The organism is Streptomyces sp. SID14478 (assembly GCF_010548525.1).
GTDB lineage: Bacteria > Actinomycetota > Actinomycetes > Streptomycetales > Streptomycetaceae > Streptomyces.
Genome location: NZ_JAAGMG010000986.1, coordinates 15033 through 39896 on the forward strand (window position 1 = coordinate 15033; position 24864 = coordinate 39896).

Consider the following 24864-nt stretch of genomic DNA (forward strand, 5'->3'; position numbering starts at 1 on the left):
GCGGTCTCGTAGCGGATGTCGGGGCCCCGCGAACGCGCGGCACCCCGCCCATCCTTACGGACGAGCGGGGCGGATTGGTTCCCTCAGGACCGACCGTTCACATCAGCGGCTTTCCACGACGACCGATTCGATGATCACGTCGTTGATGGGGCGATCGGTGCGGGGGTTCGTCTGCGCGGTCGCGATGGCGTCGACGACTTTCTGGCCGGCCTCGTCAACGATCTCGCCGAAGATGGTGTGCTTGCGGGTCAGCCAGGCGGTCGGCGAGACGGTGATGAAGAACTGCGAGCCGTTGGTCCCCGGTCCGGCGTTGGCCATGGCCAGCAGGTACGGCTTGGTGAAGGCCAGGTCGGGGTGGAACTCGTCCTCGAACTGGTAGCCGGGCCCGCCCGTGCCGTTGCCCAGCGGGTCGCCGCCCTGGATCATGAAGCCGCTGATCACCCGGTGGAAGATCGTGCCGTCGTAGAGCGGGGCCGTGGACTTCTCGCCGGTCTCCGGGTTGGTCCACTCCCGCTCGCCCTTGGCGAGCTCCACGAAGTTCTTGACCGTCTTCGGCGCGTGGTTCGGCAGGAGCCTGACCTCGATGTCGCCCTGGTTGGTCTTGAGGGTGGCGTACAGCTGCTCGGCCACGATCTGCCTTCCGTTGTCTCCTGTGCTCTCCCGATCCTCGCACGGCTCGTGGCCGCTCCGGGGTTTCAGCAACCCGAAAACGGTCTACTCGAAACCGGAGAGGCGCGCCCCGCCACGATCCGTGGCATTGTCGTCGCCAGGCCCCTTACCGATCCTTATAGATTCCTACTGAGCCTTACCACCACATTGATGCTTCTGGCAGGCATGATCTGGAAAAGGGTGGAAAGGTGAATTACCTGTACGCCACCGAGGAGGAGGATCCCGTGACCCGCATCGACAGCGTGCGCGCCGCGACCGGCTCGGCGAAGGACAGCGTGCTGCACGCCGCGGAAGTGGTGGCGCCCTACGCCGAGACGGCCAAGGACCGTGCGACGCAATATGCGCACGAGGCCCGCGTCGTGCTCGGCCCCAAGGTCTCGCAGGCCACGCAGCAGGCGCGCTCGCAGTACGGCGCTCACCTCGCTCCGCGCCTCGAGCAGGCACGCACCCATGTCCCGCCGAAGGTCGATCAAGCCGCGCACGAAGCGGCTGTCCGTACCCGCAAGGCCGCCCGGCAGGCCGCCGACTACTCAAAGCCGCGTATCGAGCAGGCCGTGGCCTCGGCCGGTCCGGTGCGCGAGGAGGCGGCTGCCCGTAGCACCGCCGCGCTTGCGGCACTGCGCGGTCAGGTCTCGCCGAAGGAAATCCAGAAGCTTGCCCGCAAGCACCAGCGCCGTGCCCGCGCGGGGCGCATCGCCAAGGGCCTTGCCGTGCTCGGCATCGTGGCCGGAGGCGCGGTCGCCGCGTGGAAGTGGTGGGACAAGCAGGCCAATCCGGACTGGCTGGTCGAACCGCCGGCCGCCACCGAGGTGCCCGACACCGGCACGCTGAGTTCGGTCGACGGCAGTGGCCAGACCGGTCTCGACCCTGAGGTGCAGGCCAAGCAGGCCGATGCGGACACCAGCCCGGAGGAGAAGCGCTGATCTCGGCGCGCCCCTCCGCACTGTCTGCACGACCCGCACGCCTTGAACGACGAAGCCCCTCCGACCGGGACAGAACCTGGTCGGAGGGGCTTCGGGCTGTGGAGCCTAGGAGATTCGAACTCCTGACATCTGCCTTGCAAAGGCAGCGCTCTACCAACTGAGCTAAGGCCCCGAAAACGGTGTACCCCACCCGAGGATTCACACCCCTGGTGAGCACCGGGGACCAGAGTACCGGGTCACCCCCCGGATCCCGCAAAAGGATTGGGGGTCCCGGCGGACGACCACTCTCCGTAAGATGCCCCACGTGCTTCGCGGCAGCGAAGCGCCGTACTTGGGGAAGCGATGGGGAGACGCAATGGACGCCGCACAACAGGAAGCTACCGCGAGAGCCAGGGAGCTCCAGCGGAGCTGGTACGGAGAGCCGCTGGGGGCGCTCTTCCGTCGGCTGATCGAGGATCTCGGCCTCAACCAGGCCCGCTTGGCGGGTGTCCTCGGGCTGTCCGCACCCATGCTGTCCCAGCTGATGAGCGGCCAGCGCGCCAAGATCGGCAATCCCGCGGTGGTGCAGCGTGTCCAGCTTCTCCAGGATCTCGCAGGTCAGGTGGCCGACGGTAGCGTCAGCGCCGCCGAGGCCACCGAGCGCATGGACGAGATCAAGAAGTCCCAGGGCGGCTCGGTGCTCACCAACACCGGCCAGACGGCGTCCGGTTCGGGTGCACCGACCGTGAAGCGTGTGGTGCGGGAGATCCAGTCGCTGCTGCGCTCGGTCTCGGCCGCGGGCGACATCATCGACGCCGCCGACTCCCTCGCCCCCACCCACCCGGAGCTGGCAGAGTTCCTCCGGGTGTACGGCGCGGGGCGCACCTCTGACGCGGTGGCCCACTACCAAGCGCACCAGAGCTGACCCCGGCCGGGCACAGCACTGGATCCCGCCCCGTGGCCGACGCAGTCGGCGGTGGTCGCGAGGCGGGCCGGGGGACCCTACGCGACGTCCGAGGGGGCTTTGCGCATCGCGGGCCCGGGAGGGGAGCGACGCACAACCATGGGTGAGGTCTTCGCCGGCCGATACGAACTGGCCGACCCGATCGGCCGCGGGGGAGTGGGCGCGGTCTGGCGGGCCTGGGATCATCGGCGCCGGCGCTACGTGGCGGCCAAGCTCCTGCAACAGAGCGACGCCCACACGCTGCTGCGCTTCGTGCGCGAACAGGCACTGCGCATCGACCATCCGCACGTCCTGGCCCCAGCGAGCTGGGCCGCGGACGACGACAAGGTCCTCTTCACCATGGACCTGGTCGCGGGTGGTTCGCTGGTCCACCTGATCGGTGACTACGGTCCCCTGCCTCCGCAGTTCGTCTGCGTACTGCTCGACCAACTGCTCTCCGGGCTCAGCGCCGTGCACGCCGAGGGGGTGGTGCACCGGGACATCAAGCCGGCCAACCTCCTCCTCGAAGCGACCGGTACTGGTGCGCCGCATCTGCGCGTCTCCGACTTCGGCATCGCGATGCGCAAGGGCGAGCCGCGCCTCACGGAGACCAACTACGTGGTGGGGACGCCGGGTTATTTCGCCCCCGAGCAGGCGATGGGCGCCGAGCCGGACTTCCCCGCGGATCTCTTCGCCGCGGGCCTCGTCGCGCTCTATCTCCTCGAAGGTGCCAAGCCCGACTCCCGGGCCCTGATCGAGCACTTCGTGGAGCACGGCACTCCCCGTGCGCCGACGGGTGTCCCCGGCCCCCTGTGGGGCGTCCTCGCCGGGCTGTTGCAGCCGGATCCCGAGGCACGCTTCCGCACCGCGACCGGGGCCCGCAAGGCCCTTCTCTCCGCCGCCGAACTGCTGCCGGAGCCGGGCCCCGACGACGAGCTGATCGAGGTCTTCGACCAACTCGGGCCGCTGCCAACGGGGTTCGGCCCGGGCGGCCCGGCTGTCCGGGGGCGCAGAGCCCGCCCCCTGCACAGCGACACGACGGCGCAGGGGATATCCGCGTCCCGGCCCGAGCCGGATCCCATAGGTCCCCCAGAACCCGAGCCCGAATCCGAACCTGAGTCGGCAAGTGTCCCGGACCCGGCTCCGGGCCCGGAGCCTGAAGCGTCCCTGCCCTTGATGTCGGAGACAGGCAGCTTCCATCTGCCCCCACCGGCACCGATGTCGACCGGCGCCCCGCTCCCACCACCACCGGTACCTCCGATGCCGTCGGCCCGCCCGTCCACTCCACTCCCCGAGCCGCCCCGGCACCAGCCGCCGACTCCGCAGCCACCCGCCCCTCCGGTGCCCGAACCGCGGCTGCTCCCCCCTGCGCCGGCCGCCGCATCCATCACGGCTACCGCCCCCGACAACCCTGCCGCCCGTACCACCCCGACCCCTCATGCCCCTTCTCCCTCCCCAGCGCCCGCACCGCACCCCGCTCACGCGGTGACCACCGTCGTCCCGCCCGAACAAGACCATCACTCTCTGTACACCGCTCGCGGCCGAGAGGTTCCACGGCGGCACCGGGAAATCTCCGGACGCCGACCGGGCCCGCCGCCCAAGGTCGTGGTCCCGGTCCTGTTTCTGGCCCTGCTCTGCTTCACCGTGGGCATCTGGGCCCTGACGCGGGCCTGACGTAGGGCTGCTGTGGGCCCGCTGCAGACGTGGCGCAGGTCTGATGCGGGCAACGGGGCGCAGGTCTGATGCGGGGTCTGATGCGGGCGGTTCTGGCGTAGGCCTGATGCGGGTCTGGCGTAGTTCTGACGCGGGGGGGCTGATCCAGAACTTGGCGCAGATCTGAGCAGATCCGACGCAGGTCCGACGCAGGTCCGACGCACGCCGATCCAGACCGGATCCAGCCCCTGATCCAGCCCCTGATCCAGACAGGAGCTCGGCTCGACCGGACTGAGCCGACCCCGACCGCCTGGGCCGGACTGCCTGATCCCGATCTCCGGACTGCCTGATCCCGACCCGACGACCGCAGCTCCCGCCAGGGCCCCGCACCTCCCGTCAGGGCCCCGCAAACTCCGCCCCGCCGATCCCCCCGCCGCCGCGCCCTCCCTCAGCCCCTAACCCGTCGCAGCGCCACCATCCGCCACACCCCGAGCCACAGCACCAACGCGGTCCCCGCCCCGACGCCGGCCACGCCCAACAGCATCATCCCGCCGCTCCCCGTCGACCTGGACGAGGCGGCGGGCAAGGACGTGGCTGAGGTCGAGGACGCTCCAGGCTCCGCCGTCCCCTCTTTCCCGGAGGAGGTCCCTGCGGATCCTCCGGACGCGGAGCCGCCCTCTCCGCCCGAGCCATCTCCGTCGCTCCCCGCCCCCTGGCTCCAGACGGCTCCGCCCTCACCTCGCTCGGCAGCCTCCCGGTCGGCGGCGGTCACCTGGAACTCCCCCGGATCCCGCACATAGTCGGGCGCCTGCCTCGCGGTGCCGTCGACGGTCACTCGGAGCGTCACCCCCGATGCCTTGTCCCCGAACTTCCCCGCCATCGCCGGATTCAGGGTGACCTTGAGGTAGTACCAGCCGGCCAGCCTCATCGCCGCCTGATCGTCACGCATCAGATAACGGTTCTCGTACGCCACAGGAGGCAGCGGATCGAAGGTGACGGACGTCGGGTCACCCGAGTAGGCCGCCTCTTTCGCCGCGACCGACGCCCGCGCCGGGTTGTACAGCGCCATGTCGAGCGCGCCCGTCACGAACCCCCTCCGCGACACGTCCGACGCCGAACTGCCCAGTTCGGCGTCGACGGAGAGCTGCTGCCCCCAGTCCACCGGGACCCGGTAGAAGCGGCTCTGCCCCGGTCGGATGCCGTCCTTCCACACCCCGGCCGGCACTGCCTCGGCGTCGTTGAAGCCAGTACCTCCGGTACGCAGCGCGGCCTTCCCCGACGGAGGCTGCACGGATTGCGACGGCCAGGCCTCCGGACCCTCGGTGGGCGCGGCGGCCACCAGCCCCGGCTCCGTGGCCACCTGCAGTTCGAGCCCCCACGTCTCCTGCGTGGACTCGTTATCCGCCTTCCGTTGCACCACTACGTAGTACGTCCCTGCCGCCTGGCACCGCAGGCCACCTGGTCGTACGAGACGCTGGGCGGCGGCTGCCACGGGCCGCGGGTAGGCACCGGACCGGAACGTGGCACTCGCGGAATCGCAGCTGTTGCCGTTGCGGTCCTGGAGCGACACCGTGATGCCGTCCGCGTACGTGACCTTCACGTCCGGCCCGAGGGGCGGCACGGCGACCGCCGAGACGTACGCGTTCGCGGCGCCGTCCAGCTCGACGCTGTAATAAGCGGCGCCGTCCGCTCCGGTCCCGAGCGAACTCCGATACGTCGCGCCCGTACTGAGCCGCGGCGCGTCCGTGCTGTTCTGCGCCCCTCGTACCTTCTGGGCTTGCTTCGCGTAGACGTACGGATCGGAGTCCCCCGACGCCGAGGCCGCCGCCGACGCCATCGCTGCCCCGGGCAACGCCAGTACGGCGCACAATCCCGCCCCGGCCACGATCGTCGACACCGCTCGGCCGCGCCACCCCTGCACCAGCCGCCTCATGAGCCTCCCCATGAGGACCCATCCTGCCGTTCCTGCCCGCGTACTGTCCGCCGTGCGCCTGAATCACGCCACTCAGGCCGCTCGTTCACTGCAGCAAGGCGCCGTCGCATCCGTACATACCGACGGTCCGCAGCCTCCGCAAACCGTGGCGTACGTCGCCGGGCAACACAGAGCCCCGGCCGCTGCTGCGACCGGGGCCTGCGAAGAGACTGTTGTCGATACTCACGAACCCGTGGGCACGGAGTCAGTCGCCTCCGTCCACAGATCCTGCTCGGCGCGATCCGCCTGGATCTGGCGGTACACGAGGAGCCCGCCGATGGCGGCCAGTGCGACCAGGAGAAGCTTCTTCACCGCGCGACCTCGTCTTTCCTTGACGTAGGGGACCTCTGGCGCCCGACTATACACACCGACCGATACCGATCGGTGACCTGGATCCACCCCAACTCCCGTCCGGAACAGAGCAATAGGACCGGAGGAGTCGGCTCCATAGATCACCCCCACCTCTCCTCAGACTGTGAAATTCCGCTCTTTCACTGCGATATCTGGCCTCTTGCGGCCATCCGAGTGGTGTTCATCTGAAGATCGACGCGCCACGAGCGTCGGTCCCCCACTCCCGGCGCCGCATACACATCATGAGGAAAGTACGCAAATCGCCCAACCTGAAAGTGAGGGGCCATGACCAAGAATCGGGTCATGACGCTGTGGACCGTCGTCATCTCTGCCTTCATCGCGCTCTTCTCGGCGCTCGGCCTCGTCTCCCCGGCCGCCGCGGCCGCTCCCGTCCAGCAGACGGAGGAAGCCCACTCCGCGGCGGTGAGCGCCCCGGCCGCCGACACATCGGCACAGCCCTTCTGGGTCTTCAAGAGGTCCCTGCCACCGACGATGAAGCAGCGCATCCGGGCCGAGGCCCACGGTTCCTCCCCCAGCTGCCGCCACCGCCCGCCGGCCGACACCGAGCAGTCGGAAAGCGACGCGGAACTGACGGCCGAGGCACTCACGGCCCAGCAGTAGCGGACCCCGCCGTCCCGCTCAACGAGCAGGACATCGCTCAAGAACATCAAGAACATCAAGAACATCAAGAACATCAGCACCACAGCACCACAGCACCACGGCACCACGGCATGAGAAGTCAGCACAGCAACAGCAGTAGGTACTAAGCGCCAGACCAGACAGGCAATGAGTAATGCGCTGAAGTGCGGCCCGCAGTAGGCAGTAGCCAGTAGGCACAAGCCATAGGGCGCACATGAAGGACGGGGTGTACGAGCCCCGGCGTGTCCCTTCCGGGACAAGCAGCGCTAGCAGAAGGCGGCATCCCACTACGCCGCCCATGAAGCGCGCGGCAAGTACGACGAGTTACGAGCACAGCACGAGTTCAAGTACGAGCACACGCACGAGCACGAGCACGCGCAACGTACGAGTACGGGTACGAGCACACGCACGTGGACGCGTACGGGTACGAGCACCACGAGGCCCCAGCCATCACCTCGGCTGAGAGGGCCCTTTCGGCATGCCCAGGGCCCGGGAGCGCGGCAATGGACGCGGACCCGATCGAGAGTCCCCACGAGCCCCTCACGCGCCTATCCCGCGACTGCGGGCGCCATCACAAGCCAGGCAGCCGTAGCCCTGCAGCCGTGATCTGGCCGTCCAGCAGACCGACCCGCTCGCGCCCCTCCGCCGGCAGTACCGTTCCCGATCCGAGGGGTCTCGGACTTGCCGAACCGGACAACGGACCAGTGCCTGCACGCGGCTACGAAAAGCAGAGAGGACGCCTCCCACTGGGGGAGACGCCCTCTCAACATGAACTGCTTCTGTGGGGCTAACAGGATTTGAACCTGTGGCCTCATCCTTATCAGGGATGCGCTCTAACCAACTGAGCTATAGCCCCGCCGCGCTTTGCGGTGTGTGTCCCGCGCGCTGACCTCTGAAGATTAGCGCACCAGGCGGCCAGTCCCAAAATCGATAGTCCTGGCCCGCCCAGCAACGGCTCCCGGGCACCCTGTAGGCGGCCCGTAGGCACCTCTCAGGCGCCCTGTAGGTGCCCGGAGAAGCCGGAGAAGCCGGAGAAGCGCGCTTACTCGTCCTCGGCGAGCGTGAGCTCGATGCCGCCGACGAAGCCCGCGGAGAGGTTGTAGATGAACGCGCCGAGCGTCGCGAGGGCCGTCGCCAGGACGACGTCGATGACCGCGATGACCGTCGTGAACATCAGGACGCGCGGCAGCGACAGGAAGGACTGGAGATCGAAGCCGTTGGACTCGTTCGAGCCCGTGGCCTCGGAGATCGTGCCGCCGACCGTGGAGAAGACGCCCATGGCGTCCATGACCATCCACAGCACGGCGGCCGCGATGATCGTGCAGATGCCCAGTGCGATGGACAGCAGGAAGCTGACCTTCATCACCGACCACGGGTCCGCCTTGGCCACGCGCAGGCGCGCCTTGCGGGTGCGCGGGGTGGTGCGCGCTCCGGTGCGCGGCCTGCGGACCGCTCCGGTCGACGCGTTCTGGTAGGCCTGCGGCGGGTGATACGGCTGGGCCGCTTGCTGCGGCTGCTGCCTCTCCCCGGGCAGGGCACCGCCGCCGCCGGCCGCGTACTGCTGGGTCTGCGGACCTCGGGTGTCCGTCACAGTTCCCCCCTGGGATCCATGAGACTCGTGCGAGTCCGTGGAGTCATGAGCGGGGCCACGGCCGCCCTCGGTTTCCGTACCGGGAGATGTCCCGGTAGAGCCTGCGCCCGTGGCTCCGCTCACGATGACTCACTCCTCGCGCTACTCGGCCGAGGACTGCTCGCCCTCGTCCGTTCCGACAGCCGTCTCGTTCTCGGCCGATTCGTCGGTCTCGGTGCCGTCCGCGTCTGCGGCGACTCCGTCGACTTCCTCGGCCTCGCGACCGGCCTCGGCATTACGAGCGATGCCCACGACGGCATCGCGCTTGCCCAGGTTGATCAGTTGGACGCCCATGGTGTCACGGCCTGTCTCCCTGACCTCGTTGACTCGCGTGCGAATCACACCGCCGGACAGCGTGATGGCGAGGATTTCATCGGTTTCCTCGACCACCAGAGCGCCGACGAGCGACCCACGGTCCTCCACGATCTTGGCGGCCTTGATACCGAGGCCACCGCGACCCTGGACGCGGTATTCGTCGACGTTGGTCCGCTTTGCGTACCCACCGTCGGTGGCGGTGAACACGAACGTACCGGGCCGGACGACATTCATCGAGAGCAGCTCGTCGCCTTCGCGGAAACTCATGCCCTTGACACCCGAAGTGGCGCGGCCCATCGGGCGCAGCGCATCGTCCGTCGCAGTGAATCGGATCGATTGCGCCTTCTTGCTGATGAGCAGCAGATCGTCGTCGGCCGAGACCAGTTCGGCGCCGATCAGCTCGTCGTCCGAACCGTCCGCCGCTTCGCGAAGGTTGATGGCGATGACGCCGCCGGAACGCGGGGAGTCGTAGTCCTTCAGGGACGTCTTCTTCACCAGGCCCGCCTTGGTGGCGAGGACCAGGTAAGGCGCCGCGTCGTAGTCGCGGATCGCGAGGATCTCGGCGATCGCCTCGTCCGGCTGGAAGGCGAGCAGGTTCGCCACGTGCTGTCCGCGTGCGTCGCGGCCGGCGTCCGGGAGCTCGTACGCCTTGGCGCGGTAGACGCGTCCCTTGTTGGTGAAGAAGAGCAGCCAGTGGTGGGTCGTCGAGACGAAGAAGTGGTCGACGATGTCGTCTTCCTTGAGCTTCGTGCCGCGTACGCCCTTGCCGCCGCGCTTCTGGGAGCGGTAGTCGACCGTCTTGGTGCGCTTGACGTAGCCGCCACGCGAGATGGTGACGACGATGTCTTCTTCGGCGATGAGGTCCTCGATGGACATGTCACCGTCGAAGGGCACCAGCTTGGAGCGGCGGTCGTCACCGAACTTGTCGACGATCGCGGCGAGTTCCTCGCTGATGATCTGGCGCTGCCGCTCGGGCGAGGCCAGGATCGCGTTGTACTCGTTGATCTTCTGCTGGAGTTCGTCGTGCTCGGCGACGATCTTCTGGCGTTCCAGGGCGGCGAGCCGGCGCAGCTGCATCTCGAGGATGGCGTTGGCCTGGATCTCGTCGATCTCGAGGAGGCCCATGAGGCCCTCCCGCGCGATCTCCACGGTCTGACTGCGCCGAATGAGGGCGATGACCTCGTCGATGGCGTCCAGGGCCTTCAGGAGGCCGCGCAGGATGTGTGCGCGCTCCTCGGCCTTGCGCAGCCGGAACTTGGTGCGGCGGACGATGACCTCGACCTGGTGGGCCACCCAGTGGCGGATGAACGCGTCCAGGGAGAGGGTGCGCGGCACGCCGTCGACGAGCGCCAGCATGTTGGCGCCGAAGTTCGTCTGCAGGTCGGTGTGCTTGTACAGGTTGTTCAGGACGACCTTGGCGACCGCGTCGCGCTTCAGGACGATGACCAGACGCTGGCCCGTACGGGAGGACGTCTCGTCGCGGACGTCCGCGATGCCGCCTACCTTGCCGTCCTTGACGAGGTCGGCGATCTTCTGGGCGAGGTTGTCCGGGTTGACCTGGTACGGGAGCTCGGTGACCACCAGGCACTGGCGGTTCTGGATCTCCTCGACCTCGACGACCGCGCGCATCGTGATGGAGCCACGGCCCGTGCGGTACGCCTCCTCGATGCCCTTACGGCCCACTACGAGGGCGCCGGTCGGGAAGTCGGGGCCCTTGATGCGCTCGATGAGCGCGTCGAGGAGTTCCTCGTGCGAGGCCTCGGGGTTCTCCAGGGCCCACTGGGCACCGGCCGCGACCTCGCGCAGGTTGTGCGGCGGGATGTTCGTGGCCATGCCGACCGCGATGCCGGCGGAGCCGTTGATCAGCAGGTTCGGGAAGCGGGCCGGCAGGACGGTCGGCTCCTGGGAGCGGCCGTCGTAGTTGTCCGTGAAGTCGACGGTCTCCTCGTCGATGTCACGGACCATCTCCATGGACAGCGGCGCCATCTTGCACTCGGTGTAGCGCATGGCGGCCGCGGGGTCGTTGCCCGGGGAGCCGAAGTTTCCGTTGGAGTCCACGAGCGGCATGCGCATCGACCACGGCTGGGCCAGGCGGACCAGGGCGTCGTAGATCGAGGAGTCGCCGTGCGGGTGGTAGTTGCCCATGACGTCGCCGACGACGCGGGCGCACTTGTAGAAGCCCTTCTCGGGCCGGTAGCCGCCGTCGTACATGGCGTACAGGACGCGGCGGTGCACGGGCTTGAGTCCGTCACGTACGTCGGGCAGCGCGCGGGACACGATGACGGACATCGCGTAGTCGAGGTACGAGCGCTGCATCTCCGTCTCGAGCCCGACGGGCTCGATCCGCATCGCGATGTCGGTGCCCTCTTCAGGGGTGCTCGGGATGTTCTCGTCGGCCATTGCTGGTGAAGATCCTTTCTGTGGCGGTCAGCTGAGACCGACTCAGATGTCGAGGAAGCGGACGTCCTTGGCGTTGCGCTGGATGAACGAGCGGCGTGCCTCGACGTCCTCACCCATGAGCACCGAGAACAGGTCGTCGGCCTGGGCCGCGTCGTCGAGGGTGACCTGGCCGAGCACGCGGTGCTCCTGGTCCATGGTCGTGATGCGCAGCTCCTCGGCGTTCATCTCACCGAGACCCTTGAATCGCTGGACCGAGTCGTCGCGGATGCGCTTGCCGTTCTGGCGGCCGAGCTCGATCAGGGCGTCGCGCTCGCGGTCCGAGTACGCGTACTCGAAGTCGTCACGACCCCACTTGATCTTGTAGAGCGGCGGGCGCGACAGGAACACGTGTCCGGCCTCGACCAGCGGCCGCATGAAGCGGAACAGGAAGGTCAGCAGCAGGGTGTTGATGTGCTGACCGTCGACGTCGGCGTCCGCCATCAAGATGATCTTGTGGTAGCGGAGCTTCTCGATGTCGAAGTCCTCGTGGACTCCGGTACCGAAGGCGGAGATCAGTGCCTGGATCTCCTGGTTCTGCAGGATCTTGTCGATCCGCGCCTTCTCGACGTTGAGGATCTTGCCTCGGATCGGGAGGATCGCCTGGTACTGCGGGTTCCGGCCGGACTTGGCCGAACCGCCGGCGGAGTCACCCTCGACGATGAAGATCTCGCACTTGGTGGGGTCGTTCGACTGGCAGTCGGAGAGCTTGCCCGGCAGGGACGCGGACTCCAGCAGGCCCTTGCGACGCGTCAGGTCGCGCGCCTTGCGGGCCGCCACGCGCGCGGTGGCCGCCTGGATGGCCTTGCGGATGATGTCCGTGGCCTCGTTCGGGTTCCGGTCGAGCCAGTCGTTGAGGTGCTCGTACACGACCTTCTGGACGAAGGTCTTCGCCTCCGTGTTGCCCAGCTTGGTCTTGGTCTGGCCCTCGAACTGCGGCTCGCCCAGCTTCACCGAGATGATCGCGGTCAGACCCTCGCGGATGTCGTCACCCGTGAGGTTGTCGTCCTTCTCCCGCAGCAGCTTCTTGTCGCGCGCGTACCGGTTGATGAGACCGGTCATCGCGGCGCGGAAGCCCTCCTCGTGGGTGCCGCCCTCGTGCGTGTGGATGGTGTTGGCGAAGGAGTAGACCCCCTCGCTGTAACTGGTGTTCCACTGCATCGCGACCTCGATGGACAGGAGCCTCTCCTTGTCCTCGGCCTCGATGTCGATCACGGTGGGGTGGACGACCTCGCCCTTACGGGAGTTGAGGTACTTCACGAAGTCGACGATGCCGCCTTCGTAGTGGTACGTCACCGTGCGCGGCTCGTTGTCGTCCGCGCTGTCGGCGGTGTCCGCACCGACGACGGCCTTCGCCGACTCGCGCTCGTCGGTGAGCTTGATCGTCAGGCCCTTGTTGAGGAAGGCCATCTCCTGGAAGCGCCGCGACAGCGTCTCGAAGGAGTACTCGGTGGTCTCGAAGATGTCGCCGTCGGCCCAGAAGGTGACCGAGGTGCCGGTCTCCTCGGTGGCTTCGTGCTGGGCGAGCGGCGCCGTGGGAACGCCCGCCTTGTAGTCCTGCGTCCAGCGGTGGCCCTCGGTCCTGATCTCGACGGAGACCTTCGTGGACAGCGCGTTCACCACAGAGACGCCCACGCCGTGCAGACCACCGGAGACGGCGTAGCCGCCGCCGCCGAACTTGCCGCCCGCGTGCAGCACGGTCAGTACGACCTCGACGGCCGGCTTGCCTTCGGACGGGATGATGCCGACCGGGATGCCTCGGCCGTTGTCGATGACGCGCACGCCGCCGTCGGGCAGGATCGTGACGTCGATCGTGTCCGCGTGGCCGGCCAGCGCCTCGTCGACGGAGTTGTCCACGACCTCCTGCACCATGTGGTGCAGGCCACGCTCACCGGTCGAGCCGATGTACATGCCAGGTCGCTTGCGGACCGCGTCCAGCCCTTCGAGGACGGTGATCGCGCTCGCGTCGTAGGAAGCTTCTGTCGCCCCTACGTGTGCGCGCGCGTCTGCGTCGGTGGACGGAATGTTCTCGTTGGGGTTGCCGGAATCGGCCACGAAGCGCCCTTTCTGGCACAGCACAAGCCAAGCTCCCGGTTGGTGTACCGGAGCGGCTGCGGCGTGTTGGTTCGGTAAGCCCTAGTCAGCGTTGCTCAGTGCGTCCCACAAGTGGGGCGGGATTAGCTTCCAGTGTACCGGTAGCGCTGACAGTGATGGGGGTTTGCCGGTACCTGAGTCCTCACGTGCCGCCCTGAACCGGTCTCGGCCGACTCCCCCTATTCGGAGCGGGGCTCCAAGAGGCTCACAGCGGCACTCAGCGCTTCGAGGTGTCAACCCCCAGCTACAGAGGGCCCGGACTCACCCGTACGTGTCGTTGTGACCAGTGCTTCCGGGGGCGCGCAAGGGGCCGTAGCGACGGGGGCCACCACCGGGATTCTTGATGTCGATACGCCGCACCGTGCCGTGCCCGAGGTCCTCGTTGAGGCGCCTGACCAGCTGCGGGGCCAGCATGCGCACCTGGGTCGCCCAGGCCGTGGAATCGCACTGCACCACGAGCACGCGCTCGTCCTCGTCGTACTTCTGCGGCACGCAGTGCTTGGCGAGGTCCTCGCCGACGATCTGCGGCCAGCGCCCCATGACGCCGCCGACGGCGGCCGGCGTCTCCCAGCCGCGCTCGGTGATCAGCCGGTTGATGGCGGAGCCGAGTCCCATCGGGTCCCGCCCGTCGGCCCGCGCTCCCGATCGCAGCCCACCACCGCGCCGCACCTGCTTCTTCTGCTGCGCCGCGGCACCACGCGCGCGTGCGGCTTCTTTCGCCGCCCGGAGGGCGACACGGGCGAGGTCGACACCAGAAGGCTCGGGATCGGCTTTTGGTTCCCGCGGGCCGCCGGTTTCTGCGGGCTCGCCGTTCCCTCCCGCGGAGGGGCCGCCGCTCACAGCCGCTCCACCTCCCCCTCGGAGACCGCATAGCGTGTACCGGCGAGCACGCCCGGTACGTCGTCGTCGACCGCGGCGGTCACCAGGACCTGCTCGCCCGGCGCGACAAGCTCCGCCAGACGCTCCCTGCGGCGCGCGTCCAGCTCGGCGAAGACATCGTCGAGGACGAGCACCGGCTCGTTCCCCTCGGCCCTCAGCAGGTCGTACGAAGCCAGCCGCAGCGCCAGCGCGTACGACCAGGACTCGCCGTGGCTCGCATAGCCCTTGGCAGGCAGCTGACCCAGCTTGAGGAGCAGCTCGTCGCGGTGCGGCCCCACGAGCGTGACTCCCCGCTCGATCTCCTGCTTCCGCGCGCTCTCCAGAGCGGCAAGAAGCTGCTCGTAGAGCTCCTCGCGCGCGTGCCCGACGATTTCCGGCGAGGACGGCTTGTACTCCAGTGCCACCGGCCCGCCGCCGGGCGCCAGTTGCTCGTACGCCTTGTCGGCCAGCGGCTGCAGCGCCGCGATCAGGTCGAGCCGCTGGGCGAGCAGCTCCGCGCCCACGCGCGCCAGGTGCTGGTCCCACACATCGAGTGTGGACAGGTCCATGGAACGGCCGCCGTGGCGCCGGGCCAGGGCCGCCGACTTCAGGAGCGTATTGCGCTGCCGCAGAACACGGTCGTAGTCGGACCGCACGCCGGCCATCCGCGGGGAGCGGGCGGTGATCAGCTCGTCCAGGAAGCGCCGGCGCTCGCCGGGATCGCCCTTGACGAGTGCGAGGTCCTCGGGGGCGAACAGCACGGTCCGGACGATGCCCAGCACGTCCCGCGGCCTGACCTGCGAAGACCTGTTGATCCGGGCCCGGTTGGCCTTGCCGGGGTTCAATTCGAGCTCGATGAGCTGCTGGCGGTCGCCCTGGCGCACCTGGGCCCGGATGACGGCGCGCTCGGCGCCCATGCGCACCAAGGGCGCGTCCGAGGAGACCCGGTGACTGCCCAGCGAGGCGAGATAGCCGACGGCCTCGACGAGGTTCGTCTTGCCCTGCCCGTTCGGGCCCACGAACGCGGTGACGCCCGGATCGAGAGGGACCTCGGCCCGGGCGTACGAGCGGAAGTCGGCCAGCGACAGATGCGTGACGTGCATGGTCGTGGGCCGACCCCCCAGAGTTCTCGCAGTCTGTGGACTGCTGTGGATTACTTCTTCTCTACGGCGTGGCCGCCGAACTGGTTGCGCAGCGCCGCGATCATCTTCATCTGCGGCGAGTCGTCCTGCCGCGAGGCGAAGCGCGCGAAGAGCGACGCGGTGATCGCCGGCAGCGGGACGGCGTTGTCGATGGCGGCTTCCACGGTCCAGCGGCCTTCACCGGAGTCCTGGGCGAAACCGCGCAGCTTGTCCAGGTGCTCGTCCTCGTCGAGGGCGTTGACCGCGAGGTCGAGCAGCCAGGAACGGATGACCGTGCCCTCCTGCCAGGAGCGGAAGACCTCACGGACGTCGGTCACCGAGTCCACGGCCTCCAGGAGCTCCCAGCCCTCGGCGTAGGCCTGCATCATGGCGTACTCGATGCCGTTGTGGACCATCTTCGCGAAGTGGCCGGCGCCGACCTTGCCCGCGTGCACGGAGCCGAAGTCGCCCTCCGGCTTCAAGGCGTCGAAGACCGGCTGGACCTTCGCCACGTCCTCGGCGGAGCCGCCGTACATGAGCGCGTAGCCGTTCTCCAGGCCCCAGACGCCGCCGGAGACGCCGCAGTCGACGAAGCCGATGCCCTTGGCCGCCAGCTCCTCGGCGTGCTTCTCGTCGTCCGTCCAGCGCGAATTGCCACCGTCGACGACGACGTCGCCGGGCTGCAGCAGTGCGCCCAGCTCGTCGACCGTGGACTGGGTCGCGGCACCGGCGGGCACCATCACCCACACCACGCGCGGACCCTTGAGCCTGCCCACGAGCTCTTCCAGGCTGTGGACATCCGCGAGGTCCGGATTGCGGTCGTAGCCGATGACGGTGTGGCCTGCGCGGCGGATGCGCTCGCGCATGTTGCCGCCCATCTTGCCGAGGCCGACGAGACCGAGCTCCATCAGTGGTTCCTTACGTTGCGACGGGGCGTGAGGGGGTGCGTGACGGCACGTACGAACACGTCCATACCCGTGTCCGAGCCTAAACCCGGACGGTCCCGCACACCTGTGGACATAGCCGCTCAAGCACACCCGAGCGGCCTGCCCTCAGCTGCCTCAGCCCGAAAGACGCACCGGCATGATCAGGTACTTGTACGCGTCGTCCGCCTCGGCATCCACAGCCGGCTTGCCGCTGAGCAGCGCAGGCTTGGTGGACGTCGTGAACGACAGCTGGGCGACCGGGGAGTCGATCGCGCTCAGGCCGTCCAGCAGGAACGTCGGGTTGAAGGCGATCGAGATGTCGTCGCCCTCCAGCTGGGCGTCGACCCTTTCCACAGCCTGTGCGTCGTCGCTGGAGCCGGCCTCCAGGATGAGCACGCCCTGCTCGAAGCTGAGCCGCACAGGAGTGTTGCGCTCGGCCACGAGGGCCACGCGCTTGACGGCCTCCACGAAGGGGGCGGTCTCGATGACGGCCACGGAGTTGAACTCCGTCGGGAACAGCGTGCGGTACTTCGGCAGGTCGCCCTCGAGAAGGCGGGTCGTGGTGCGGCGGCCCGCGCCCTCGAAACCGATGAGTCCCTCGCCCGCACCCGAGCTGGAGAGGGCCAGCGTGACCGTGTCGCCGCTCGTGAGCGCCTTGGCGGTGTCCAGGAGCGTCTTGGCGGGCACCAGGGCGACCGCGGACGCCTCGGGGTCCTCCGGCTTCCACAGGAACTCGCGCACGGCGAACCGGTAGCGGTCGGTGGACGCCAGGGTCACCGTGTCGCCCTCGATCTCGATACGCACACCCGTGAGCACGGGCAGCGTGTCGTCACGGCCGGCGGCGATGGCCACCTGCTGCGCGGCAGAGGCGAAGACCTCACCGGGGACGGTGCCCGTGGCGGTCGGCATCTGCGGCAGCGCCGGGTACTCCTCCACAGGGAGGGTGTGGAGTGTGAATCGCGAGGAGCCACAGACCACGGTCGCTCGTACACCGTCTGTGGAGATCTCCACCGGACGGTTGGGCAGGGCGCGGCAGATGTCCGCAAGAAGGCGGCCCGAGACGAGCACCGTGCCCTCTTCGTCGATCTCCGCGTCCACAGAGACGCGTGCCGAGACCTCGTAGTCGAAGCTCGACAGGCTGAGTGCGCCCTCCTCGGCCTTCAGCAAAAGGCCCGCGAGGACGGGCGCAGGCGGTCGTGCCGGGAGGCTGCGTGCCGCCCAGGCCACCGCCTCCGCGAGTACGTCGCGTTCCACCCGGATCTTCACCGTAAGCCGCCTCCTGCGTGTTGCTGGCTGCTCTCGCCCTGCGTTGGTCATCGGTCTCGTCGTCAGACGTGGTGTCGCTCAGCCCACCGATGGGGAGAACACCGGGGACCAGTCTGACGCACCGCACTGACAGTCGGTGCCTGTCGGGGTCAAGTCGTGCAGAGCGGCAGCCGAGCCGCCGAGAGCAAGTTGTGCACAGCCCCCACTTCGAAACGGATTCCCAGCTCTCTCTAGTTGGGAGTAGTAGTAGGGGCTGTGGAAACCGTGGATAACCGTTAGTTCGCAGGTCACAGGCGGTTTTTTGTCCACCGGGCCTGTGGGCCGAGACGGTGGACAACCGGCACATTCTGTGGACGGCGAAAAGTTCTGCACATTCGATGCACAGGCTCGGGCCACTTCTCCCCAGCGTCGTCCCCAGCTTTACCCGCGTTCCCCACAGCCCAACCGACCCCCTTGGTGTGACGCCTTTCACTCGTCACGGTGACGAGGCGCGTCGCGTTGCCGAACAGTGGACAGCCGTGTGGAGAAGCTCCGAATCGCTGTGCACAACAGCTGTCATCCTGTGGGTCGACGGTGGACAACGAAATGCACACCCTGTGGACGAAAAATCTGTCCACAGGGTGTGGAGATCTTCTGTCCACCAATCCACAGCCCTCTGACCTGGCCTGATGCCATGTCACCTGCCCTGGCTGTGGACGCAGTCTGGACAACTTTCCGGTCCCCAGGGTGTGGACCGCAGAAACCCGGCACATCTGTGGAGAACACCCGTAACGCGCGCGGAAATCGAACACCGGCTCAGCGCGAGGGCGTCCGCACCGGCAGGCGGGAGCGCGCTCGGACACGAAGAAGGGCGCCCCGGGAGTCGATTCCGGAGCGCCCTACAGGTGCGTAACGGGGCCGCTGTCAGCCGTTCTTGATGCGGTTGGTGAGCTCGGTGACCTGGTTGTAGATCGAGCGTCGCTCGGCCATCAGGGCGCGGATCTTGCGGTCCGCGTGCATCACGGTCGTGTGGTCGCGGCCGCCGAACTGGGCGCCGATCTTGGGCAGGGAGAGGTCGGTCAGCTCACGGCAGAGGTACATCGCGATCTGGCGGGCCGTCACCAGGACGCGGCTGCGCGAGGATCCGCAGAGGTCTTCCACCGTCAGGCCGAAGTAGTCCGCGGTCGCCGCCATGATGGCCGTCGCGGTGATCTCGGGCGCGGCGTCCTCACCGCCGGGGATCAGATCCTTGAGGACGATCTCGGTGAGTCCCAGGTCCACGGGCTGGCGATTGAGCGACGCGAACGCCGTGACCCGGATCAACGCCCCTTCCAACTCACGGATGTTGCGTGAGATGCGGGACGCGATGAACTCGAGCACCTCCGGCGGTGCGTTGAGCTGCTCCTGGACCGCCTTCTTACGAAGGATCGCGATGCGTGTCTCCAGCTCGGGTGGCTGGACGTCCGTGATCAGGCCCCACTCGAACCTGTTGCGCAGCCGGTCCTCCAGGGTCACCAGCTGCTTGGGCGGCCGGTCGCTGGACAGCACGATCTGCTTGTTCGCGTTGTGGAGCGTGTTGAAGGTGTGGAAGAACTCCTCCTGCGTCGACTCCTTGTCCGCGAGGAACTGGATGTCGTCGACAAGAAGGATGTCCATCTCGCGGTACCGCTTGCGGAAGCTGTCGCCCTTGCCGTCGCGGATCGAGTTGATGAACTCGTTGGTGAACTCCTCGGAGCTCACGTACCGCACGCGCGTACCCGGATAGAGACTACGGGCGTAGTGCCCGATGGCGTGCAATAGATGGGTCTTGCCGAGACCCGACTCCCCATAGATGAAGAGGGGGTTGTAGGCCTTGGCCGGCGCTTCGGCGACGGCGACCGCGGCCGCGTGCGCGAAACGGTTCGACGCACCGATGACGAACGTGTCGAAGAGGTACTTGGGATTCAGTCGGGCGGTGGGCTCACCAGGGCCCGTCGCCGGTGCGGGCTGCGCGGCCAGCGGACCGGGAGCGCCACTGGGCACACCGCGGCCGCCGGGACCGGGCCCTGTGGGACCACCGTCCTGACTGTGCCGGCCGCCTCTCTGCTCGCCCGGGTCACGCCGCTGCTGACGGTCGTGCGACGAGTCGTATGCACCGCGCTCTTCGTAAGAAGGCCGCTTGTCATAAGGAGATCGCTCTTCATAAGAAGGGCGCTCCCCCGACTTCTGCTCGTAAGAGGGGCGCTCCTGCGGCTGCTGGTCGTAGCGGCCGCGCTCGGGCTCGTACCCCTGCTGCTCGTAGGACGGCCGCTCCTGCTGCCGGTAGTCGTGCTGCGGGGGTGTCGCGTACGGGTCGCGCTCCGGGAAGCCGAGCCGGGGCTGCTGCCAGCTGTACTCGTCCTGGTGCGGCCGCGGCCAGGCACCCGGCTCGGGGCGCTGGTAGTCGGGGTAGGCGGGGCGGGCCGTCGGGAGCTGGTCGCCGCGGGGCCCCTGCGGTTTGTCGCCGCGCGGACCCTGTCCGTGTTCGTCCGGCCCGCGACGCTCATAGCTGTCGTAGCCGTCGTACGTGTCGCGAGTGTCGCGTGGCTCACGTGTGTCGCGGTTCTCGTACGTGTCGGCGGACGGGCCGGGGGCCGAGGTCTGGTTGTCCTCGTAGCGATGCTGTGGGGCCGGCGGCGCGGGAGGCATGGGGGCCTCGCCGACGGTGTCGTCGACCGTGATCGCGATCCGGATGGGGCGGCCCCACTCGCGGCTGAGCGTGTCGCTGACGACAGGGGCGAGCCGGCCTTCGAGTACGCCCTTCGCGAATTCGTTGGGCACCGCGAGCAATGCCGTGTCGGCGACGAGAGCCAGTGGCTGGCAGCGCCGGATCCAGTGTTCGTCCTTCGTCTCGACGCCCTGCCCGCGGCCTTCCCCGAGGAGTTTCTCCAGTACTCGTGGCCACACTGCGGCAAGATCGGCAGGTACGTCAGCCACAGGGCACGCTCTCTCGCTGGTCCCACGAACGTGTGGTTCTGGGACGTGTCGGGAAGAAAATCGGGTGGGGCGGTGGGAAGGGAACGAATCGGAGTTCAGCCACGGTAGTCAGCGCGACCGCTGCGGTTCAAGTTGTTGTCCCCAGCCTGTGGACAGTGTCTCCCGCGTGACGCTGGTTTGACCGGATGGCGTAGCCGCGCGTACCGTAACCAGGTCGAGTTGTCGATGGCTGCTGCCGCCTGCCTCCGATGGGCAAGGTCACGATCCCCCGGTTTGTGAGGGTCGTGTAGCGGTGCACTCGGGCGTATTGCGAGCTACTCGTGGGCGCACGGTGACAGCCAGGCGATGTCCCGCCACTACCCGATTTCTTCTGGAGCCCCCGAGTGAGCAAGCGCACCTTCCAGCCGAACAACCGTCGTCGCGCCAAGACCCACGGTTTCCGCCTTCGCATGCGGACCCGCGCCGGTCGTGCGATTCTCGCCAACCGTCGTGGCAAGGGTCGCGCCAGCCTGTCCGCCTGATCTCGTAATCAGGTCATGACGTGCTGCCTACCGAGCATCGGCTGAGGCGGCGCGAAGACTTCGCGACCGCGGTACGTCGAGGACGCCGGGCTGGACGCCCGCTCCTCGTCGTCCATCTACGCAGCGGTTCAACGGACCCGCACGCGCTTGGGGAGAGCGTTTCCCCATCGCGTGCGGGTTTCGTCGTGAGCAAGGCCGTGGGTGGAGCCGTCGTACGTAACGCGGTGAAGCGCAGACTTCGACACCTCATGCGCGACCGAGTGGCCTTGTTGCCCCCAGGTAGCCTGGTAGTCGTACGCGCGTTGCCCGGAGCGGGTGACGCCACCCACGCACAGCTGGCCCGAGACCTGGATGCCGCCCTGGAGCGGCTGCTGGGAGGGGGCGCGCGATGAAGTACCCACTGCTCGCTTTGATCAAGATCTATCAGTGGACCATCAGTCCATTGCTCGGTCCGGTGTGCAAGTACTACCCGTCGTGCTCCCACTACGGCTTCACGGCCATCGACCGGCACGGTGCGATCAAGGGAACAGCCCTCACCGCCTGGCGCATCCTCCGGTGCAACCCCTGGTCGCCCGGCGGTGTCGACCACGTTCCACCACGCAAGCGTCCACGTTGGCACGAGATGCTCCGTGACACCTTGCGCGGGGACAAGAAAGCGGCCCCCGTCGCCTCGGGCGACAGCCCCTCTGCCCAGGACAGCCCGTCCGCAGCGACTTCGCCCAATGCCCAAGGAGCCTGATCAGGGACATGATTTCCGATATCGTCAACGCGATTTCTGGCGTCTTCGCGTTTCTCACGACCCCGGTGTCCTGGGTCATCGTCCAGTTCCACAAGGTCTTCGGGGCCGTCTTCGGCCCTGACACCGGGTGGGCCTGGGGTCTGTCGATCGTGTCCCTGGTGGTGCTGATCCGCATCTGCCTGATCCCGCTCTTCGTGAAGCAGATCAAGGCGACCCGGAACATGCAGCTGCTCCAGCCTCAGATGAAGGCGATCCAGGAGCGCTACAAGAACGACAAGCAGCGCCAGTCCGAAGAGATGATGAAGCTGTACAAGGAGACGGGTACCAACCCGCTCTCCTCGTGCCTTCCCATCCTGGTGCAGTCGCCGTTCTTCTTCGCGCTGTACCACACGCTCGCGGGCATCGCCGACAACAAGAAGATCGGCGTCATCGACCAGTCGCTGCTGGACAGTGCCCAGAAGGCGCACATCTTCGGCGCTCCGCTGGCTGCCAAGTTCACGGACAGTGCCTCCGAGATCGCCAAGATGGGCGCCTCGCTGACCGACGTCCGTGTGGTCACCGCGATCATGATCATCCTGATGTCGGCGTCGCAGTTCTACACGCAGCGCCAGCTGATGACCAAGAACGTCGACCTGACGGTGAAGACGCCGTTCATGCAGCAGCAGAAGATGCTGATGTACGTCTTCCCCCTGATCTTCCTCTTCATGGGCATCAACTTCCCCGTCGGTGTCCTCGTCTACTGGCTGACCACCAACGTGTGGACCATGGGCCAGCAGATGACGGTGATCACGAGGAACCCCACGCCGGGCAGCCCCGCCCAGGCCAAGATGCTCGAGGGCATGACGAAGCACGTCATCACCCACAGCGCCACCCGCACCAAGCGCGAGCGCAACATCGTCAAGGCCATCGTCGCCAAGGGCCGCGACCGCAACGAGCACGAGCGCAAGTTCATCAACGGCCTGAGCAAGGCCGGTCTCGCAGCGCAGGCCGACGGCACCGTGGTGAAGAGTTCCGCTGCCACGGAGGTCCTGGACGAGGACGGCACGCCCGCGGGTACGCCGAAGCGCCAGCAGCCCAAGCGCCAGTCCAAGTCGCAGCGTCAGACGGGCTCCACCGCCGTGCCGGGCGGCAAGGCCGAGCCCTCCGCTCCCGCGAAGACCTCGCTGGAGAAGGCCGAGCCCGAGGACGCCGATCCGCAGGCCAAGCAGAGCGGATCCGGATCCAAGCCCGCCCCCGGGTCGAACGGCCGGAGCAAGGCCAAGTCCGGCCAGCGCAAGGGCCAGCAGCGTTCCAAGTCCTCGTCCAAGAAGTAAGAGCCTCTCGACGTAAGAAGGAGTCCATCCCGTGACGGAAGGCACCACCTCCGCTGCTCCTGAAGGTGGCGACACCCTGACCCGCCTCGAGCAGGAGGGTGAGATCGCTGCGGACTACCTCGAGGGGCTGCTGGACATCGCCGACCTCGACGGTGACATCGACATGGACGTCGAGGCCGACCGCGCCGCCGTGTCCATCGTCAGCGACTCGAGCAGCCGCGATCTGCAGAAGCTGGTCGGCCGCGACGGAGAGGTCCTCGAGGCCCTCCAGGAGCTGACCCGGCTCGCCGTGCACCGGGAGACGGGCGATCGCAGTCGTCTGATGCTGGACATCGCCGGGTACCGCGCCAAGAAGCGCGCCGAGCTCACCGAGCAGGGCGCCAAGGCCGCGGCCGAGGTGAAGAGCACGGGTGCGCCGGTCAAGATGGACCCGATGACGCCCTTCGAGCGCAAGGTCGTGCATGACGCGGTCAAGGCCGCCGGCCTGCGCAGCGAGTCCGAGGGCGAGGAGCCGCAGCGCTTCGTCGTCGTGCTTCCTGCCTGAGCGGCACGTCGCTTCCCGGCCCCGTCTGTTCGCAGGCGGGGCCGATCTTTGTCAGCCTGTAAGTCAGCCACCCAGTGCGGTAATGCGGTACGGAAGGACGGTCCCCGTGACGGAGGCAGCAGAACTCCCCCCGGCTCCGGAGCAGGCCCGGACGGTTTTCGGCGAGCAGTACCAGGCCGCGGTCCGGTATGCGGAGCTTCTCGCCGATGCGGGAGTGCAGCGTGGCCTCATCGGGCCTCGTGAGGTGCCCCGTCTGTGGGAGCGGCACATTCTCAATTGCGCCGTGCTTTCCGAAGTCGTCCCGGAGAACGTCACGGTGTGCGATGTCGGGTCGGGTGCCGGGCTGCCCGGTATCCCGCTGGCTCTGGTCCGTCCGGACCTCAAGATCACGCTGCTGGAGCCACTGCTGCGCCGTACGACGTTCCTGACCGAGGTCGTCGAGCTGCTCGGGCTGGACCACGTGACCGTGGTGCGGGGCCGCGCCGAGGAGGTCCTCGGCAAGCTGCCTCCCGTCCATGTCGTCACGGCGCGCGCCGTTGCTCCGCTGGACCGGCTCGCCGCGTGGGGCGTTCCGCTGCTGCGGCCGTACGGGGAGATGCTCGCCCTCAAGGGCGACACCGCCGAGGAAGAGGTCAAGAGCGCAGCCACCGCGCTGAGCAAGCTCGGCGCGGTGGCGACCTCGGTGCTCCACGTGGGCGAGGATGTGGTCGACCCGCTGTCCACCGTGGTGCGCGTGGAGGTGGGCGAGAGCCCGGGCGGCGTGCGCTTCGCTGCGAAGCGCGCCAAGGCCGCCCGCACGGGGCGTACGCGCCGCAGGCGTTGATCGGCGCGGAGCGCAGTTCGGGACGTAGTGATGACTACCGCTGATCCGCCCTGACGACCAGCGGTACTCCACACAAGCTGCCAAACGTACGCATCTCGGGGTGTCGCACGGAAGCGCACCGCACCGCGGTGCATCGTGTTTCACGTGAAACGTCGCTCACTGCTGCATGGAATCATCAGTCGCGGCCGCGCTGCGGCCGCTCCCCGCGACCGTAG

The 24864-nt window shown here is 67.9% G+C and carries 21 protein-coding genes and 2 tRNA genes; 10 read left to right on the forward strand and 13 right to left on the reverse strand.

The window, feature by feature from the left end:
• Positions 1-102: 102 nt before the first annotated feature.
• Complete coding sequence (locus G3I40_RS31505; protein ID WP_164306021.1) at positions 103-630, reverse strand: peptidylprolyl isomerase; 528 nt, start codon at positions 628-630, stop codon at positions 103-105.
• Between the two features lie 263 nt (positions 631-893).
• On the opposite strand from G3I40_RS31505, the gene G3I40_RS31510 reads away from it, so the two are divergent.
• Positions 894-1592, forward strand: coding sequence for a DUF5324 family protein (locus G3I40_RS31510; RefSeq protein WP_164306022.1), 699 nt, complete (start codon positions 894-896; stop codon positions 1590-1592).
• 99 nt (positions 1593-1691) lie between these two features.
• Here G3I40_RS31510 and G3I40_RS31515 read toward each other — a convergent pair.
• Positions 1692-1764, reverse strand: a tRNA-Ala gene (locus G3I40_RS31515).
• 183 nt (positions 1765-1947) lie between these two features.
• Here G3I40_RS31515 and G3I40_RS31520 point away from each other — a divergent pair.
• Both G3I40_RS31520 and G3I40_RS31525 read left to right on the forward strand, forming a co-directional pair.
• Complete coding sequence (locus G3I40_RS31520; protein ID WP_164306023.1) at positions 1948-2496, forward strand: helix-turn-helix domain-containing protein; 549 nt, start codon at positions 1948-1950, stop codon at positions 2494-2496.
• 138 nt (positions 2497-2634) lie between these two features.
• A complete protein-coding gene (locus tag G3I40_RS31525; protein ID WP_164306024.1) occupies positions 2635-4188 on the forward strand; it encodes a serine/threonine-protein kinase in 1554 nt (517 codons plus the stop codon).
• Between the two features lie 427 nt (positions 4189-4615).
• Here the strand turns inward: G3I40_RS31525 and G3I40_RS31530 are convergent, their stop codons facing one another.
• Both G3I40_RS31530 and G3I40_RS47500 read right to left on the reverse strand, forming a co-directional pair.
• A complete protein-coding gene (locus G3I40_RS31530) occupies positions 4616-6100 on the reverse strand; it encodes a hypothetical protein (RefSeq protein ID WP_164306025.1) in 1485 nt (494 codons plus the stop codon).
• 222 nt (positions 6101-6322) lie between these two features.
• The gene (locus G3I40_RS47500) at positions 6323-6451 is read right to left on the reverse strand and encodes a DLW-39 family protein (RefSeq protein ID WP_003999697.1); all 129 of its coding nucleotides are present in this window, start codon (positions 6449-6451) and stop codon (positions 6323-6325) included.
• Positions 6452-6775: 324 nt separating this feature from the next.
• On the opposite strand from G3I40_RS47500, the gene G3I40_RS31540 reads away from it, so the two are divergent.
• A complete protein-coding gene (locus tag G3I40_RS31540) occupies positions 6776-7111 on the forward strand; it encodes a DUF6344 domain-containing protein (RefSeq protein WP_164306027.1) in 336 nt (111 codons plus the stop codon).
• Between the two features lie 800 nt (positions 7112-7911).
• On the opposite strand, the gene G3I40_RS31545 is transcribed toward G3I40_RS31540, so the two are convergent.
• The 9 genes from G3I40_RS31545 to dnaA form a co-directional block, all read right to left on the reverse strand.
• A tRNA-Ile gene (locus tag G3I40_RS31545) sits at positions 7912-7985 on the reverse strand.
• Positions 7986-8171: 186 nt separating this feature from the next.
• On the reverse strand, positions 8172-8843 hold the full coding sequence (locus tag G3I40_RS31550) for a DUF3566 domain-containing protein (protein WP_164306028.1): 672 nt from the start codon (positions 8841-8843) through the stop codon (positions 8172-8174).
• A gap of 18 nt (positions 8844-8861) precedes the next feature.
• Positions 8862-11474 carry a DNA gyrase subunit A gene (gene gyrA / locus G3I40_RS31555; RefSeq protein WP_164306029.1) on the reverse strand — a complete coding sequence of 871 codons (2613 nt, stop codon included), beginning with the start codon at positions 11472-11474 and terminating at the stop codon, positions 8862-8864.
• Between the two features lie 42 nt (positions 11475-11516).
• On the reverse strand, positions 11517-13589 hold the full coding sequence (gyrB, locus tag G3I40_RS31560; protein WP_164306030.1) for a DNA topoisomerase (ATP-hydrolyzing) subunit B: 2073 nt from the start codon (positions 13587-13589) through the stop codon (positions 11517-11519).
• Positions 13590-13865: 276 nt separating this feature from the next.
• Positions 13866-14444, reverse strand: a complete 579-nt coding sequence (locus G3I40_RS31565; protein ID WP_164306031.1) for a DUF721 domain-containing protein — start codon at positions 14442-14444, stop codon at positions 13866-13868.
• The gene (gene recF, locus G3I40_RS31570) at positions 14441-15565 is read right to left on the reverse strand and encodes a DNA replication/repair protein RecF (protein ID WP_164306032.1); all 1125 of its coding nucleotides are present in this window, start codon (positions 15563-15565) and stop codon (positions 14441-14443) included. The genes G3I40_RS31565 and recF overlap by 4 nt, the downstream gene beginning before the upstream one ends.
• Positions 15566-15615: 50 nt before the next feature.
• Positions 15616-16491, reverse strand: a complete 876-nt coding sequence (gene gnd, locus G3I40_RS31575; RefSeq protein ID WP_164306033.1) for a phosphogluconate dehydrogenase (NAD(+)-dependent, decarboxylating) — start codon at positions 16489-16491, stop codon at positions 15616-15618.
• Positions 16492-16644: 153 nt separating this feature from the next.
• Positions 16645-17775: a DNA polymerase III subunit beta gene (dnaN, locus tag G3I40_RS31580; RefSeq protein ID WP_164306034.1), complete on the reverse strand. Its 1131-nt coding sequence runs from the start codon at positions 17773-17775 to the stop codon at positions 16645-16647.
• 903 nt (positions 17776-18678) lie between these two features.
• Positions 18679-20709, reverse strand: coding sequence for a chromosomal replication initiator protein DnaA (gene dnaA / locus G3I40_RS31585; protein WP_164306035.1), 2031 nt, complete (start codon positions 20707-20709; stop codon positions 18679-18681).
• A gap of 383 nt (positions 20710-21092) precedes the next feature.
• Here dnaA and rpmH point away from each other — a divergent pair, with 383 nt between their 5' ends.
• From rpmH to rsmG, 6 genes are all read left to right on the forward strand, one after another.
• On the forward strand, positions 21093-21230 hold the full coding sequence (gene rpmH, locus G3I40_RS31590; protein WP_006381191.1) for a 50S ribosomal protein L34: 138 nt from the start codon (positions 21093-21095) through the stop codon (positions 21228-21230).
• A 20-nt stretch (positions 21231-21250) separates the two neighbouring features.
• A complete protein-coding gene (gene rnpA / locus G3I40_RS31595) occupies positions 21251-21622 on the forward strand; it encodes a ribonuclease P protein component (protein ID WP_164306036.1) in 372 nt (123 codons plus the stop codon).
• Positions 21619-21969 carry a membrane protein insertion efficiency factor YidD gene (gene yidD / locus G3I40_RS31600; protein ID WP_164306037.1) on the forward strand — a complete coding sequence of 117 codons (351 nt, stop codon included), beginning with the start codon at positions 21619-21621 and terminating at the stop codon, positions 21967-21969. Before rnpA ends, yidD begins: the two co-directional genes overlap by 4 nt.
• Before the next feature lie 8 nt (positions 21970-21977).
• Positions 21978-23282 (forward strand): membrane protein insertase YidC, encoded by a 1305-nt coding sequence (yidC, locus tag G3I40_RS31605; protein ID WP_164306038.1) that lies wholly within the window; start codon positions 21978-21980, stop codon positions 23280-23282.
• 31 nt (positions 23283-23313) lie between these two features.
• Complete coding sequence (locus G3I40_RS31610) at positions 23314-23826, forward strand: R3H domain-containing nucleic acid-binding protein (protein ID WP_164306039.1); 513 nt, start codon at positions 23314-23316, stop codon at positions 23824-23826.
• A gap of 106 nt (positions 23827-23932) precedes the next feature.
• A complete protein-coding gene (rsmG, locus tag G3I40_RS31615) occupies positions 23933-24649 on the forward strand; it encodes a 16S rRNA (guanine(527)-N(7))-methyltransferase RsmG (RefSeq protein WP_164306040.1) in 717 nt (238 codons plus the stop codon).
• Positions 24650-24864 lie beyond the last annotated feature (215 nt).

What these genes read in the sequence shown, in the direction of transcription:
- G3I40_RS31520 (WP_164306023.1), top strand. Translation starts at nt 1,948, where the DNA reads ATGGACGCCGCACAACAGGAAGCTACCGCGAGAGCCAGGGAGCTCCAG.
- G3I40_RS31525 (WP_164306024.1), top strand. Translation starts at nt 2,635, where the DNA reads ATGGGTGAGGTCTTCGCCGGCCGATACGAACTGGCCGACCCGATCGGC.
- G3I40_RS31530 (WP_164306025.1), bottom strand. Translation starts at nt 6,100, where the DNA reads ATGAGGCGGCTGGTGCAGGGGTGGCGCGGCCGAGCGGTGTCGACGATC.
- G3I40_RS31540 (WP_164306027.1), top strand. Translation starts at nt 6,776, where the DNA reads ATGACCAAGAATCGGGTCATGACGCTGTGGACCGTCGTCATCTCTGCC.
- gyrA (WP_164306029.1), bottom strand. Translation starts at nt 11,474, where the DNA reads ATGGCCGACGAGAACATCCCGAGCACCCCTGAAGAGGGCACCGACATC.
- recF (WP_164306032.1), bottom strand. Translation starts at nt 15,565, where the DNA reads ATGCACGTCACGCATCTGTCGCTGGCCGACTTCCGCTCGTACGCCCGG.
- gnd (WP_164306033.1), bottom strand. Translation starts at nt 16,491, where the DNA reads ATGGAGCTCGGTCTCGTCGGCCTCGGCAAGATGGGCGGCAACATGCGC.
- yidD (WP_164306037.1), top strand. Translation starts at nt 21,619, where the DNA reads ATGAAGTACCCACTGCTCGCTTTGATCAAGATCTATCAGTGGACCATC.
- yidC (WP_164306038.1), top strand. Translation starts at nt 21,978, where the DNA reads ATGATTTCCGATATCGTCAACGCGATTTCTGGCGTCTTCGCGTTTCTC.